Annotated in this window: 13 protein-coding genes; 7 read left to right on the top strand and 6 right to left on the bottom strand. The window is 73.6% G+C overall.

The features are described 5' to 3' along the window. Positions 1–97 precede the first annotated feature (97 nt). Both AB0F52_RS40035 and AB0F52_RS40030 read left to right on the top strand, forming a co-directional pair. Complete coding sequence (locus AB0F52_RS40035; protein WP_285989297.1) at positions 98–448, top strand: YciI family protein; 351 nt, start codon at positions 98–100, stop codon at positions 446–448. Between the two features lie 5 nt (positions 449–453). After that, positions 454–1,698: an RNA polymerase sigma factor gene (locus AB0F52_RS40030; RefSeq protein WP_360182598.1), complete on the top strand. Its 1,245-nt coding sequence runs from the start codon at positions 454–456 to the stop codon at positions 1,696–1,698. Between the two features lie 330 nt (positions 1,699–2,028). Here the strand turns inward: AB0F52_RS40030 and AB0F52_RS40025 are convergent, their stop codons facing one another. Together AB0F52_RS40025 and AB0F52_RS40020 are read right to left on the bottom strand one after the other, a co-directional pair. Next, positions 2,029–2,649, bottom strand: coding sequence for an enoyl-CoA hydratase/isomerase family protein (locus AB0F52_RS40025; protein ID WP_360182595.1), 621 nt, complete (start codon positions 2,647–2,649; stop codon positions 2,029–2,031). Beyond that, positions 2,646–3,239 carry a TetR/AcrR family transcriptional regulator gene (locus tag AB0F52_RS40020; protein ID WP_360182592.1) on the bottom strand — a complete coding sequence of 198 codons (594 nt, stop codon included), beginning with the start codon at positions 3,237–3,239 and terminating at the stop codon, positions 2,646–2,648. The genes AB0F52_RS40025 and AB0F52_RS40020 overlap by 4 nt, the downstream gene beginning before the upstream one ends. Positions 3,240–3,292: 53 nt before the next feature. Between AB0F52_RS40020 and AB0F52_RS40015 the strand changes: the two genes are divergently transcribed. Then, positions 3,293–3,646, top strand: coding sequence for an arsenate reductase family protein (locus AB0F52_RS40015; protein ID WP_360182589.1), 354 nt, complete (start codon positions 3,293–3,295; stop codon positions 3,644–3,646). Here AB0F52_RS40015 and AB0F52_RS40010 read toward each other — a convergent pair. Continuing rightward, positions 3,643–4,854, bottom strand: a complete 1,212-nt coding sequence (locus AB0F52_RS40010; protein WP_360182586.1) for a threonine synthase — start codon at positions 4,852–4,854, stop codon at positions 3,643–3,645. The two genes, AB0F52_RS40015 and AB0F52_RS40010, sit on opposite strands and share 4 nt — an antisense overlap. Before the next feature lie 30 nt (positions 4,855–4,884). Between AB0F52_RS40010 and AB0F52_RS40005 the strand changes: the two genes are divergently transcribed. Together AB0F52_RS40005 and AB0F52_RS40000 are read left to right on the top strand one after the other, a co-directional pair. Beyond that, positions 4,885–5,664: a DUF1295 domain-containing protein gene (locus tag AB0F52_RS40005; RefSeq protein WP_360182583.1), complete on the top strand. Its 780-nt coding sequence runs from the start codon at positions 4,885–4,887 to the stop codon at positions 5,662–5,664. Beyond that, positions 5,646–6,473, top strand: coding sequence for a carbon-nitrogen hydrolase family protein (locus AB0F52_RS40000; RefSeq protein ID WP_360182580.1), 828 nt, complete (start codon positions 5,646–5,648; stop codon positions 6,471–6,473). The genes AB0F52_RS40005 and AB0F52_RS40000 overlap by 19 nt, the downstream gene beginning before the upstream one ends. 16 nt (positions 6,474–6,489) lie before the next feature. On the opposite strand, the gene AB0F52_RS39995 is transcribed toward AB0F52_RS40000, so the two are convergent. The 3 genes from AB0F52_RS39995 to AB0F52_RS39985 all read right to left on the bottom strand — a co-directional run bounded on the left by AB0F52_RS39995 (position 6,490) and on the right by AB0F52_RS39985 (position 9,475). Then, entirely contained in the window at positions 6,490–7,236 is a 747-nt protein-coding gene (locus AB0F52_RS39995; RefSeq protein ID WP_360182577.1) for an SDR family oxidoreductase, read from the bottom strand. A gap of 92 nt (positions 7,237–7,328) precedes the next feature. Continuing rightward, the gene (locus AB0F52_RS39990; RefSeq protein WP_360182574.1) at positions 7,329–8,222 is read right to left on the bottom strand and encodes a LysR family transcriptional regulator; all 894 of its coding nucleotides are present in this window, start codon (positions 8,220–8,222) and stop codon (positions 7,329–7,331) included. Next, positions 8,222–9,475, bottom strand: coding sequence for a cytochrome P450 (locus AB0F52_RS39985; protein ID WP_360182571.1), 1,254 nt, complete (start codon positions 9,473–9,475; stop codon positions 8,222–8,224). Before AB0F52_RS39985 ends, AB0F52_RS39990 begins: the two co-directional genes overlap by 1 nt. A 46-nt stretch (positions 9,476–9,521) precedes the next feature. On the opposite strand from AB0F52_RS39985, the gene AB0F52_RS39980 reads away from it, so the two are divergent. Together AB0F52_RS39980 and AB0F52_RS39975 are read left to right on the top strand one after the other, a co-directional pair. Next, entirely contained in the window at positions 9,522–10,250 is a 729-nt protein-coding gene (locus tag AB0F52_RS39980) for an alpha/beta fold hydrolase (RefSeq protein WP_360182568.1), read from the top strand. Positions 10,251–10,491: 241 nt separating this feature from the next. Continuing rightward, positions 10,492–13,737, top strand: coding sequence for a tetratricopeptide repeat protein (locus AB0F52_RS39975; RefSeq protein WP_360182565.1), 3,246 nt, complete (start codon positions 10,492–10,494; stop codon positions 13,735–13,737). The last annotated feature ends 27 nt before the right edge of the window (positions 13,738–13,764 follow it).

Genomic DNA, 13,764 nt, shown 5'->3' with positions numbered 1-13,764 from the left:
AGTTTCTTGACATGAGAAAATCTCCGGCGAGGATGTCCAAGGCGGCGTCGGCCGTTCGTTGTCACCGCGTACGGCAACCGAGCCACTGGAGGATCCCGTGAAGTACCTGATGCTGATCAACGCCTCGCTCGACGCGGACGGCGAAGCCATGGGCGGCTGCACGGTCGAGGACTGGCAGCTGTTCGACAAGACCATCAAGGACTCGGGGGTCTACGTCTCCGGGAACTCGCTCGCCGACTTCACCACGGCCACCACCGTCCGGGTCGACGACCACGGCGAGCGGGTCGTCACCGACGGGCCGTTCGCCGAATCGCGGGAGGTGCTCGGCGGCTACTTCGTCGTCGACGTGCCGGACCTCGACGTCGCCCTCGACTGGGCGGCGCGCTGCCCGGGATCCCGCGGCGGCGGGCACATCGTCGTCCGGCCGCTCGCTTCGTACGGGGACTGACCGCGGTGGCGGGGCGGGCCGAGGCGTCGGTCGAGGCGGTGTTCCGGGAGGAGCGCGGGCTGCTGCTCGCCGCGCTCGTCCGGCGGTTCGGCGACCTCGACCTGGCCGAGGAGGTGACGTCGGAGGCGATCGAGGCGGCGCTGGTGCACTGGCCGGCCGAGGGCGTGCCGCCGAAGCCGGGCGCCTGGCTGATGACGACGGCCCGGCGCAAGGCCGTCGACCGGCTGCGCCGCGACCAGGCCTACGCGGCCCGGCTCGCGGTGCTGCAGGTCGAAGCCGAGCGCCCGGCGCCCGCCCCGCTCATCGACGGCGGCTTGCCCGACGAGCGGCTCCAGCTGTTCTTCACCTGCGCCCACCCGGCGTTGCCGGCCGAGGACCGCGCGGCCCTGACGTTGCGCTGCCTCGCGGGGTTGACGACCCCGGAGGTGGCGCGCGCGTTCCTGGTCCCGAGCGCGACAATGGGCAAGCGGATCGTGCGCGCGAAGAACCGCATCCGCACGCTGCGGATCCCGTTCCGGGTGCCGGACGCCGCCGAGCTGCCGGGGCGCCTGCCGGGCGTGCTGCAGGTCGTCTACTCGATCTTCACGGAGGGCTACGCGGCGAGTTCCGGCCCGGACCTGCAGCGGCTCGACCTGGCGGAGGAGGCGATCCGCCTGGCGCGGATCCTGCGCCGGCTGCTGCCGGGGGAGCGGGAGGTGGCGGGCCTGCTGGCGCTGATGCTGCTGATCCACGCCCGCCGCGACGCCCGCACGGGCCCGGACGGCGACCTGGTGCTCCTCGACGACCAGGACCGCACCCGCTGGGACGGCGCGATGATCTCCGAGGGGGCGGATTTGGTGGTGGCGGCGCTGACGGGAGGCCCACCGGGCCGCTACGGCGTCCAGGCGGCGATCGCGGCCCTGCACGACGAGGCCCCGGACGTGGCGAGCACGGATTGGCCGCAGATCGTGGCGTTGTACGACGTGCTGCGCGGGCTGGCACCCTCACCGGTGGTGGAGCTGAACCGAGCGGTGGCGGTCGCCATGCGCGACGGCCCGGCGGCGGGGCTGGCGTTGCTGGACGGGCTGGCGGAGGAGCCGAGGTTGAGCGGCTACAGCCCCTTCCCGGCGGCGCGGGGCGACTTGCTCAGCCGATTGGGTCGTCATGCGGAGGCGGCGGTGGCGTACCGGGAGGCGCTGGAGCTGGCGGGGACCGAGCCGGAGCGGGTTCATTTGCGTGGCCGGTTGGCTCGAGTGGGCCAAGAGCGGTGAGCTGCGGGCACGCCGCTCTCTGTGGCGGTCGCTCGCTGCCGCGCGGCGGGCTTCGCCGCGCGGGCCTGGCGCCGCCTCTGCGCCGCAGTGCCTCCGTGCCGCAGTGCGGCTGCGCGCTTTCCCCGCGCGGTCGCCTCGCTGGGCGCGCTTCGTGCGCTGCCCTGCGGCTACCGCTTCACCGCTTTCCCGCGCGCCCCGCTTTCGCGCTGCACTGCGGCTGCGCTTCGCGCTGCACTGCAGCTTCCCCGCTGCCCTCGCGCCGCCGCTGCCCCGCCGACCAACCGAAACTGTCGGTGGCCCCCGGTAAGCTGGATACCGGGGGCCGGAGGCCTACCCCGCCCGCAAAGCCGCCACGGCCGGCGCGAACATCGTCGCCTTGATCGCGCCCAATGTTCCGCGGTCCTTGCCCGCCAATGCCTCCGCCCGTTCGCGAGCCACCTTCACCACTTCGCCCTCGCCCGCGACCACGTCCACCAACCCGATCTCCGCCGCTTCCAAGCCACCGAAACGCCGGGCCGTCGTCATCGACGCGATGGCCGCCGAGGGCGTCAGCTTGCCCTGGATCAGCGCCGCCATTCCCGGGGTGAACGGGATGTTGATGTCCGCCTCCGGAAAGCAGAAATAACCCCGGTCCCCGCGCATCACGCGGAAGTCGTGGGCCATCGCCAGCATCGCGCCCGCGCCGAACGCGTGGCCGTTGATCGCCGCGATGGTCGGGACCGGCAGGGTCAGCACCCTGGCGAACAGCTCCTGGACCTCCGCGACGTACCCGGCTGCCTGGTCGCCGTGGGCGGTCAGCCATTCGAGGTCGAGGCCGTTCGAATAGAACTTGCCGCCCCCGGTGGTCACCAGGGCGCCCTCGACGCCGTCCAAAAAGGAATGGACGCGCTGCAGCCAGTCCGGGGAGAACCGGTTTTCGTCGTCGCCCAAGTCGAGCACGGATACGGTCACGGTCGGTCCTTTTCTCGAGGGGGCACGGTCAGCACCGCCCGCACCGCGGCGGCCAGCCTTTCCCGCACCAGTGGATCGGTGATGTCACGCCGGAAGAACGCCGTCGGCAGGTCGACGACGCACGTCGTGATCACCTCGACCGCCAGGCCGTCGCCGCGGTCCCACAGCCCGCGGGCGAGCCGGACCAGCAGGGCGACCAGGCGTTTGTCCAGCGCGTGCAGGGCTTCCGCCAGTTCGTCGGGCAGCTCGGGGCCGAAGAGCCGGTCTCCCCGCACCGACAGCAGCATCCGCGCCCCCTCGGGACGCCGGGATGCGAACACCGCGGGCGTGTCCGCCGCCGCGACGACCGCCTCCACCGGCGACGAAGCCTGGTCCACGCGCGAGGTCTGGAGGTCGAGGAACGCCGTCGCCGCGCGCAGCCAGACCCGGGCCCGCAGGGCGCTGAGTGACCCGAACGCGTGGTAGATCGTCCCGTTCGGGACGCCCGCGGCCGTCGCCAGGCCACGCACGGTGACCTCCGCCGAGGAGGCGATGAGCCGCTCGGCGACGTCGAGGAGCGCGTCGAGGTCGTGGACGCGGGGGCGGGGCATGCCGAGACCGTAACAGAGCACGCGCTCCAAAACCAGGGCGGTAAGCTGCCGCCGTGGAGATCTGGATCAACCCGGCGTGCTCGAAGTGCCGGTCCGCGGTGTCGATGCTCGACGAGGCCGGCGCGGAGTACACCGTGCGCCGCTACCTCGAGGACCCGCCGACGGCGGCCGAGCTCGAAGCCGTCCTGACCCGCCTCGGCCTCGAACCGTGGGACATCACGCGCACCGCCGAGCCCGTCGCGAAGGAGCTCGGCCTCAAGACCAGGGGCCGCACGCCCGAGGACCGGCCGAAGTGGATCGACGCGCTCGCCGGGCACCCCAAGCTGATCCAGCGGCCGATCATCACGGCCGACGACGGCACGGCGGTCGTCGCCCGCGACCCCGAGACCGTGCGCTCGGTCCTTTAAGGAATCGCGTCGGTCGTCGACAGGAGCGGGACGTCCAGGGGCACCGTCTCCGGGTACTTGATCCCGGCGCCGGTGTTGAGCACGACGACGTCTTCGTCGCCCTCGAGCCATCCGGACTCGCGAAGGTGCCGCAGCGCGGCGAAGCACGCGCCGCCCTCCGGGCAGACGAAGGTGCCTTCACGTGAGGCCAGTTCCCGTTGGGCCGCGAGCAGTTCCTCGTCGGTGACGGCGATCGCGGTACCGCCGGTCACGTATACGGCGTCGAGCACGAGGAAGTCGCCCAGCGCCTTGGGCACGGTGATGCCGAAGGCGACCGTCCGGGCATCCGGGAACGGCGTGCTTTCCCGCGCCCCGCGCGAAAACGCCGAGACGATCGGTGCGCACCCGGTGGCCTGGACGGCGACGAGCCGGGGCAGCGGACCGGAAACCCAGCCCAGCTCCCGCATCTCCAGCAGCGCCTTGTAGATCCCGATGATGCCGACACCGCCGCCGGTGGGGTAGAGGATGACGTCGGGCAGCCGCCAGCCGAACTGCTCGGCGATCTCGTACCCCATCGTCTTCTTGCCCTCGATGCGGTACGGCTCCTTCAACGTCGAGACGTCCTGCACTCCGGGACGCCGCGAAACCGCCGAAGCGACGAGTTTGCCCGCGTCGCCGATGAGACCGTCCACCCGGTACAGCTCGGCACCGGCGGCGACGCACTCGCGCATGGTGATCGCCGGGGCGCCGGCCGGCATCGCGACCAGGCTCGACAGCCCCGCGCGCGCCGCGTACAACGCCCACGCCGCGCCGGCGTTGCCGTTCGTCGGCATCGCGATCCCGCGCACGCCCAGTTCGGCCGCCCGGGAGACGCCGACCGCGGCACCCCGGGCCTTGAACGTGCCGGTCGGGACCAGGCCTTCGTCCTTTATCCACAGGCGTGACAGCCCCAGCTCGCGGCCGTAGCGCCGCAGCCGCAGCATCGGTGTCATGCCCTCGCCGAGGCTGACGACGTGCTCGGCCGAGCGTACGGGCAGCACCTCGTGGTAGCGCCACAGCGTCGGTTCGCGCCCGGCGATCTCCTTCGGCGTCACGGCGTCGCGGACGCCCTCGAGGTCGTAACGCGCGAGCAGCGGCGCGCCCGCCGGGGAGAGGCCCTGGACGACGTCGGCGTCCAGGCGTTCGCCGGTCCGCGAGCACTCGAGGTGGCTGAGGAAGGAATGCGGCACGACGCCGATCGTAGGTTCTAAGGTGAGCACATGGACGCGCTGCGGGTGTGCCTGTACGTCTTCGCCGGGGTGACGCTCGGCACCTGGCTGGTCTCGGTGCTGACCAGGGAGTACTCCTGGGTCGACCGGATCTGGTCGATCGTGCCGGTCGCCTACGTGGGGATCTTCGCCGGCGCCGCCGGGTTCGCCGACGCCCGGCTCGACGTGATGTTCGCGCTGGTGATGCTGTGGGGCGCCCGGCTGACGTTCAACTTCGCCCGCAAGGGCGGCTACGCGCCCGGCGGCGAGGACTACCGGTGGGCGGTGCTGCGCGAACGGATGGCGCCGTGGCAGTTCCAGCTGTTCAACTTCTTCTTCATCTCGCTGTACCAGAACGCCATCCTGCTGCTGATCACCCTCCCGGCGCTGACCGCGCTGGAGCACCCCGGCGGGTTCGGGGTCGCGGACGTCGTCGTCGCGGTGGTGTTCGCCGCCTTCCTCGCCGGCGAGACGGTCGCCGACCAGCAGCAGTGGGAGTTCCACCGCGAGAAGCACGCGGGCCGGGCGCCGACGCGGTTCCTGCAGGCCGGGCTGTTCCGCTACTCGCGGCACCCGAACTTCTTCTTCGAGCAGGCGCAGTGGTGGGCGTTCGCCGCGTTCGGGGTGGTCGCGGGCGGTCCGCAGTGGACGGTCGCCGGCGCGGTCCTGCTGACGCTGCTGTTCGTGGGCTCGACGCGGTTCACCGAGAGCATCACGAAGTCCCGGTACCCCGAGTACGCGGACTACCAGCGGCGCACGTCGGCGGTGGTCCCGTGGCCGGCGCGCGGATGACGGTCGTCGCCGCGCTGCAGCTCGGGACGGGTGTTCCGCTGGAGCGGATCCTGGCGTTCGAGGACGAGCTCCGCGGCGTCTCCCTGGTGGTGCTGCCGGAGGCGGTGCTCGGCGGATATCCGGGCCGTGTGCCGTTCGTCGAGTACTTCCACACGGCGGTGGCCGTGCCGGGCCCGGAGACGGCGGCGCTGGCCGGGCTCGCTTCCCGGACCGGCGCGACGCTGGTGGTGGGCGTCATCGAGCGCGACGGCTCGACGCTCTACAGCACGGTGGTGTTCCTCGACCCGGGGCTGGGGCTGGTGGGCAAGCACCGCAAGCTGGTGCCGACGGCGCGGGAACGCGTGTTCTGGGGCCGCGGCGACGGTTCGACGCTCCCGGTGGTCCCGACGGCGGCGGGCCGGGCCGGCGCGGCGATCTGCTGGGAGAACCACATGCCGTTGCTGCGGGCGGCGATGTACGCCAAGGGCGTCGAGATCTGGTGCGCCCCGACGGCGGACGACCGCGACGTCTGGCAGGCGTCGATGCGCCACATCGCCGACGAGGGCCGGTGCTTCGTGGTTTCGGCGTGCCCCTACGAGTCCGCGGGCGAGGACCCGTTCCGCGGCGGCAGCGTGATCGTCGGCCCGCTGGGGGACGTGCTGGCCGGCCCGCTGCGCGACGCGGAAGGCCTGATCACGGCGGAGATCGACCTGCAGGAGATCGTGGCCGCGCGGCACAGTCTCGACGTTTCGGGGCACTACGCGCGGCCGGACGTGTTCTCGCTGACGGTGGACGAGCGGCCGCGGGACGGCGTCACCTTCCTGCGGTGACGCCGTCCGCCGGGGCTCACACCGCCAGCCGGCCGCCGTCCACCGGGAGCACCGCGCCGTGGACGAAGCTCGCGTCGCCCGCCGCCAGGAAGGCGATCGCCGCCGCGATCTCCTCCGGGGCCGCCACCCGGCCGGCCGGGCCGGCCGCCGCCAGGTCGTCCAGGCCGTCGCCGAACGCCGCCGTGCCTTCCGTGCGGGTCGGGCCCGGGCTCACCGCGTTGACGCGCACGCCCGACGGGCCGAATTCCGCCGCCCACGCCTTCGTCATCAGCTCGATCGCCGCCTTCGACGCGCCGTAGGGCGCCATGCCCGCCATGCCGGCCGACGCGACGATCGTCGACACGTTGACGATCGCGCCGTGCCCGCGCGCGGCCATTTCCGGCGCCAGCTCGGCGACGAGGTAGAACGGCACCTTCACGTTCGTCGTGAAGACCGTGTCGAAGTCCGCCTCCGGGAAGCCGGAAGTCGGCCCGGTCGGGAACACGCCGGCGTTGTTCACCAGCACGTCGATCGGCCCGCCCACCTCGCGCGCCCGGGCCGCGAGGGCACGCGCCGACGCGGCGTCCTTGAGGTCCGCCGCGACGAAGTCGGCCTTGCCGCCCGCCGCACGGATTTTCTCGACGGCCTCGGCGCCGCGCCCGGCGTCCCGGCCGGACAGCACCACGTGCGCGCCGAGCCCGGCCAGCGCGACCGCCGTCGCGCGGCCGATGCCGCTCGTCCCACCGGTCACCAGGGCCGTCGACCCGGACAGTTCCGCAGTCATGCTCAACTCCTTCGCAACCGGGGTGTTTCCCCGGTCGCAGAGTTCAAGCGAGACCGCCCGCAAAACCCTTCCGCATGAGCCTTCGGCCCTCCTTATGCCCGCGATCCGTTCCGCCGATGGTCTTCCAGCGCCGCGACGAACTCCGCGACGTCCCGCCGGCGCGACGTCGCCGGCCACACCGCCCAGGTCCGCCGGACGATCGGGTTCCCGGCCAGCGGCACCCAGCGCACGGTGTCCGGCAGCGGGTACGGCCACCCGGGCGGCGCGAACGCGTACGCCCCGCCCGCGCTGACCGCCGGGATCTTGAGCTCGACGATCAGCCGCTGCTCCTCCGGGACCTCCGGCCCGACGTCGAGGCCGTGGCTGCGCAGGATCGCCGCCAGCTCGTCGTACCAGGCCGGGCTGCCCGCACGCGGGAAGGCGAACCACTCCAGGCCGGCCAGGTTCTCCAGCCGGACCGGCGAGCCCAGCTTCTCCGCCAGGTCCGTGGCCAGCAGGACGCCGACGTCCTCGGTCACCACGAGTGCCGCGTCGAGGTCGGGCCCGGGCGGTCGCTCGCGGACCAGCCCGACGTCCAGCTCGCCGGCCCGCAGCGCGGCCACCTGGGCCACCGACGACAGGTGCCGGGCCTGCACCCGCGTGTCCGGCAGCCGCGCGAGCGCCGAGGGCAGCAGCTCCGGCGGCAGTTCCAGGGGGACGCCGACGCGCAGCACGCCGCCGCCGTCCGCGGTGTGCCGGGCCATCGCGGCGAGCGCCTGGTCGTGGCGCGCCAGCACGGCGCGGGCCTCGCCGAGCAGCGTCGTCCCGGCGTCGGTGACCTGCACGCCGGTGCTCGTGCGCACCAGCAGCCGGACGCCGAGCCGCCTTTCGAGGGCCGTGATCGTCTGGGACAGCGCCGGCTGGCTCACGTGCAGCTGCCGCGCGGCCTTCGACATCGCGCCCGCCTCGACGACCGCGACGAACGTCCGCAGCTCCCGGATCTCCATCAGCGCCCCCACCGGATCGGCAGCGACTTGAGGCCGTTCTGGAAGTTCGACCGCAGCCGCACCGGCTCGCCCGCGAGTTCCACGAACCCGAGCCGGTCGAGCACCGCGTCGAACATCGCCCGCAGCTGTACCCGCGCGAGGTGCGCGCCGAGGCAGAAGTGCGGGCCGTGGCCGAAGGTCAGGTGGTCGTTCGGGGTGCGGCCGACGTCGAAGGTGTCCGGGTCGGGGAACACCGAAGGATCCCGGTTGGCCGACGAGAACCAGACCACCACCTTGTCCCCGGCGGAAATGTCCACATCGGACAGCCGAATGTCGGAAACGGCGGTGCGCCGGAAGTGCATCACCGGCGTCCACCAGCGCAGCATCTCTTCGACCGCGGTCGGCAGCAGCGACCGGTCGTCGAGCAGCCGGCGGTATTCCGCGGGGTGCGAGAGCAGGGCGAGCAGCCCGCCGGGCAGGCCGTTGCGGAGGGTTTCGTTGCCCGCCACGGAAAACAGCCAGAACAGGTTCTCGAACTCGGCGAGCGAGACGCGGCCGCCGTCGTCGCCGACGTGCCGCATCAGGTTGCTCATCACGTCGTCGCCCGGGTGCTCGCGCTTGTACTCGCCCAACGCGTTCGCGTACGCGTAGAGATCCGGCATGCCCGCGCGGGTGCGGGGATCCGGCATCGACCCGTCCGGCCCGGGCGACGGGCGGACGGCGAGCGCGGCCCGGGCGAGCTCGCTCACCTCGGAAACGGAGACCGTCGAGCTCACCGCGTACTCGGCGTCCTGGTAGCCGATCACCCGGTTGCTCCAGTCGTACATCAGCCGCCGGTCCTGCTCCGGCACGCCGAACACCCCGGCCAGGGTGCGCAGCGGCAGGTCGGCGGCCACCTGCGCGAAGTCGCATTCCCCGCGATCGGCGACCGCCGCGACGAGCTCCCGCGCCCAGCTCTCGATCTGCGAAGTCAGCTTCGCGACCGCTCGCGGGGTGAACGCCTTCGTGAGCAGGCCGCGCAGCCGGCCGTGCTCGGGCGGGTCCATGTTCAGCATCATCCGGCGCACGTAGGCGAGGTCTGCCGCGTCGCGGATCTGCGTCCCGCCGAGCTGCGAGGAGAACACCCCGGGGTCGCGCAGCACCCGCCGCACCTCGGCGTGGCCGAGCACGGCCCAGAAGTCGTCGACGCGCACCACCGGGCCGGCGCGCCGCAGCCGCGCCAGCTCCTCGTACGGGACACCTCGCACATAGGTGTCCGGATCGGTGATCGTCACGAGGCGACCCTAGCCGCGCCCACCGACAGTTTGGGAAGCTGCGCGGATGGACACGCTCAACATGCGCACCGGCGGCAAGGGCGAACCGGCCGTCCTCCTCCTGCACGGCCTCGGCTCGACCGGCGCCGTCTGGAACCACTTCGCCGTCCTGCTCGACCGGCGCGTTCTCGTGCCCGACCTGCCCGGTCACGGCCCGTCCGCCCCGCTGCCGCACTACAGCTTCGCCACCCTCGCCGAGGGGGTCGCGCGGGCGCTGCCCGACGGCGGCCCGCTGATCATCGCCGGGCACTCGCTCGGCGGTGTGCTCGCGCTGGAACTGGCGTCCGGCCGCTACGACGTCGAGGTCGCCGGCGTGCTGGCCCTCGGCGTGAAGGTCGAGTGGAGCCAGGACGACCTGAACCGCGCCGCCTCGTTCGCGGCCAAGCCGCCCCGGGTGTTCGCGACGCGGGAGGACGCCGAGCAGGCCTACCTGAAGGTGTCCGGGCTGCTCGGCATCGCGCCCACCGACCCGGCCGGGCTTCGCGAGACCGAGGGAGGTTGGCGCCTCGCGATGGACCCGGCCGCGTTCGGCCTCGGCGCGCCGGACATGCCGGCCCTGCTGGCCGGGGCGCGCTGCCCGGTCGTGCTCGCCGCGGGCGAGAACGACCCGATGAGCCGTCCGGAGCAGCTGCGGGCGCTCGATCCCGACGCCGTCACGCTCGCCGGTCTCGGGCACAACGCCCACGTCGAGGACCCGCCCGCCGTGCGGGCCTTGCTCGAGCGCTTCGGCGTGTGAAGTTCCGGGTGCAGCCGTCGTACCCCACGCGACGGCTGCTCCGCGAACCCCTCGCCACCACCGGACGCGAGAAAGCCTAGGAAAGCGCGGTGGACGAGCGCCTGTACTGCTGCTCCCCGCCGCTGTCACCGTCCGTACCTGCGGAAACGGTTATCTTCGCCGATCGGTGGTACAGCTCGGGCGGCACGATCGTGATGCTGGAGAGGTACGTTCCGCTCGGGGCACGCAGGAGAGGACGCCTGTGGACGAAGGCCTGTCGTTCGCCGGATGGCTGCGGGACCGGCGTGCCCTCGCCGGCCTCACCCAGGCCCAGCTCGCCGAGCGGGCCGGCGTGAGCCTGCGCGCGGTGCGCAACGCCGAGCTCGGCAGCGTCCGGCGGCCCCGGCCGGAGACGGCCCGCAAGCTGCGGGAAGCGCTCGCCGAAGCTCCGCCGGAGCCCGTGCGGCTCGGTGTCCTCGGCCCGCTGACGGTGACGCGCGGCACCGAGCCGGTCGAGATCGGCGCGGAGAAGCAGCGCCTGCTGCTGGCGCTGCTGGCCCTGCAGCCGAACCGGACCGTCCGGCGCGAGGACCTCGTCGACGTCATCTGGGACGAGCCGCCGCCGTCGTGCCTGGAGCTGCTCCACACCTACGTCGCGCGGCTGCGGCGGGCGCTGCGGCCGGCCGACCTCATCGCCACGGACAAGGGCGGCTACCGGCTGGCCGTCGGTGAGGACGAGCTCGACCTGCTGCGCTTCGAAGCCCTGCTCGCCCGAAACGCTCTCCAGGAGGCCCTGGACCTCTGGCGCGGCCCGGCACTCGCCGACGTCGAACGGCTGCGCCAGCACCCCGCCCGGCTCGCGCTGGTGATGCGGCGCGCCAAGGCGGTGCTGGCCTACGCCGGGGTCGCCGACCCCGAAGACGCGGCGGTGCAGCTGCGGGTGCTGACCGCCGAGGAGCCGCTGAACGAGTCGGCGCACGCCAAGCTGGTGCTGGCGCTCGCCGCGTCCGGGCGGCAGGCCGCCGCGCTGGACGTCTTCGACGAGGTGCGCCGGCGGCTCGCCGACGAGCTCGGCCTGGAACCGGGCCCCGAGCTGCGGGCGGCCCAGCGGCAGGTGCTGCGGCAGGACTTCGCCGCGCCGGAGCCGCCGGCCCGGGTCCCGGCGCAGCTGCCCGCCGACGTCCCCGGCTTCCGCGGCCGGGCCGCCCAGCTGGCCGAGCTGGACGCGCTGCTGCGTCGCGACGAACGCGACACGAGCGCGCGCATCGCCGTCCTCTCCGGCACCGGCGGGGTCGGCAAGACCGCGCTCGCCGTCCACTGGGCGCAGCGCGTGCCCGCGGAATTCCCGGACGGCCAGCTCTACCTCGACCTGCACGGCTACGGCACGGTCCGGCCGGTGGACCCGGCCGACGCGCTGTCCGGGTTCCTGCGCGCTCTCGGTGTCCCGGGCGCGGACATCCCCGCCGAGCCGGACGAGCGCGCCGCGAAGTTCCGCACCGCGCTCACCGGGCGGCGGATGCTGCTGGTGCTCGACAACGCGAACTCGGTCGGGCAGGTCCGCCCGCTGCTGCCCGGCTCGCCCACCTGCCTGGTGCTGGTGACCAGCCGGGACGCGCTGCCCGGCCTGGTCGCCCGCCACGGCGCCCGGCGGGTGCTCGTCGACCTGCTCACCGAGGCCGAAGCCCGCGACCTGCTCCGGGCGCTGCTCGGCCCGCGCGCCGACGGCGAACCCGAGGCCGCCGCGGCGCTGATCGGCTACGCGGCCCGGCTCCCGCTGGCCCTGCGGCTGGTCGCGGAACTGGCGCTGAGCCGGCCGGGGGAGCGCCTCGCCGCCCTGGCCGCCGAGCTGGCCGACGAACGGCGGCGGCTCGACCTGCTCGACGGCGGCGGCGACCCGCTGACCGCCGTCCGGGCCGTGTTCTCCTGGTCCTACCGCAACCTCGCGCCCGACGCGGCCCGCGTGTTCCGGCTCTGCGGCCTGCACCCGGGCCGCGACCTGACGCCGCCCGCGCTGGCCGCCCTCGCCGGCGTGCCCCTGCCGGAGGCCGAACGGCTGGCCGGGGTCCTGGTGCGCGCCCACCTCGTGCAGCAGACCGGCGACGACCGCGTCCAGCTGCACGACCTGCTGCGCGTCTACGCCGCCGAGCTCGCGGCCGGCGATCCCGCCGAGAGCCACGAGGCGCAGCAGCGGCTGTTCGACTTCTACGTCTCTTCGGCCGGCCAGGCCATGGACGTCGTCCTGCCGCAGGAGCGGCACCTGCGGCCGCGCGCGCCGGAGCCGGACGTCAAGGTGCTCGACGCCCCGGCGTGGCTGGAGGCCGAGCGCCGCAACCTCCTGGCGATCGCCGCGCACGCGACGCGGCACGGCTGGCCGGACCAGCTGCGGCTGCTGTCCGGGATCCTGTGGCACTACCTCGACGTCGGCGGCTACCACGAGGAAGCGCTGGTCCTGCACACGCACGCGTCGGCGCTGGCCCACCACACCGGCGACCGGGCGGCCGAAGCCGAGCCGCTGATCCTGATCGCGCTGGGCCACTGGCGGGTGGGCCGGTCGCCGGAGGCGCTGCGGTACCTGGAGGAAGCCCTCGTCCTCGCCCGGGAGACCGGCGACTGGCGCACGGAAATCCACTCGGTCAACACCCTGGGCCTCGTCTGCCGGGCGCTGGGCCGGTTCGCCGAGGGGATCCGGTATTCGACGGAAGCGCTCGCGCTGGCCAGGAAGACGGGCGACCGCACCAGCGAAGGCCTGGTCCTGGTGGTGCTCGGCTGTTCCTGCCGCGGCATCGGCCGGTACGGCGAAGCGATCGGTCACCTCGAAGAAGCCCTTGCCCTGGCGCGGGACATCGCCGACCGCACGAGCGAGGGTTACGCGCTGGTCAACCTGGGCGACTCGCTGTCGGCGTTGGGCCGCCACGACGAGGCGGTCCGGGTCCTGAACGAGGGGCTGGCGCACCTGCGGGCGATGGGCGTCCGGGTGAGCGAGGGGTACGCGCTGGGCATCCTCGGCGACGTCGAGCACGCGCGGGGCCGGTACGCCGAAGCCGCGGCGCACCTGGAGCGGGCGCTGGAAATCGCGCAGGAGACGGGCAGCCCGCCCAACCGCAGCGTCGCGCTGAAGCACCTGGGCGATGTCCGGCTGGCGGAGGGCCGGCCCGCGGAAGCGGCCCAGCACCTCGAAGAAGCGCTGAGCCTGGCCCGCGAATGCGGTGACCGCGGCGTCGAATCCCGGGTGCTCAACAGCCTGGGCAGCCTGTCCGCCGCGCGCGGAGCCGCTTCGGAGGCGCTGCGGTACCACCGCGAAGCCCTGGCCGTGGCGAAGGAAACCGGCTGCCGTCCCGAACAGGGCCGAGCCCACTGCGGGCTCGGAGAAGTCCACAGTGGACTCGGCGACCCGGAGGCCGCGCGCGAGCACTGGGAACGCGCGCTGGCCTGCTACGCCGGGGAATGCGTGCCCGGCGCGATCCGGGTCCGGAACCACCTGACGGCCCTGGAGTGCGTCGCGGGGTAGGCGGGCTCGCGGGCGGCGAGGTCGTTT

The organism is Amycolatopsis sp. NPDC024027 (assembly GCF_040638975.1).
GTDB lineage: Bacteria > Actinomycetota > Actinomycetes > Mycobacteriales > Pseudonocardiaceae > Amycolatopsis.
The sequence above is the reverse complement of the archived record's forward strand: the minus strand, read 5'-3'. Positions and strand labels throughout refer to the sequence as shown.

What these genes read in the sequence shown, in the direction of transcription:
- AB0F52_RS39995 (WP_360182577.1), bottom strand. Translation starts at nt 7,236, where the DNA reads ATGACTGCGGAACTGTCCGGGTCGACGGCCCTGGTGACCGGTGGGACG.
- AB0F52_RS39980 (WP_360182568.1), top strand. Translation starts at nt 9,522, where the DNA reads ATGGACACGCTCAACATGCGCACCGGCGGCAAGGGCGAACCGGCCGTC.
- AB0F52_RS39990 (WP_360182574.1), bottom strand. Translation starts at nt 8,222, where the DNA reads ATGGAGATCCGGGAGCTGCGGACGTTCGTCGCGGTCGTCGAGGCGGGC.
- AB0F52_RS40020 (WP_360182592.1), bottom strand. Translation starts at nt 3,239, where the DNA reads ATGCCCCGCCCCCGCGTCCACGACCTCGACGCGCTCCTCGACGTCGCC.
- AB0F52_RS40005 (WP_360182583.1), top strand. Translation starts at nt 4,885, where the DNA reads ATGGACGCGCTGCGGGTGTGCCTGTACGTCTTCGCCGGGGTGACGCTC.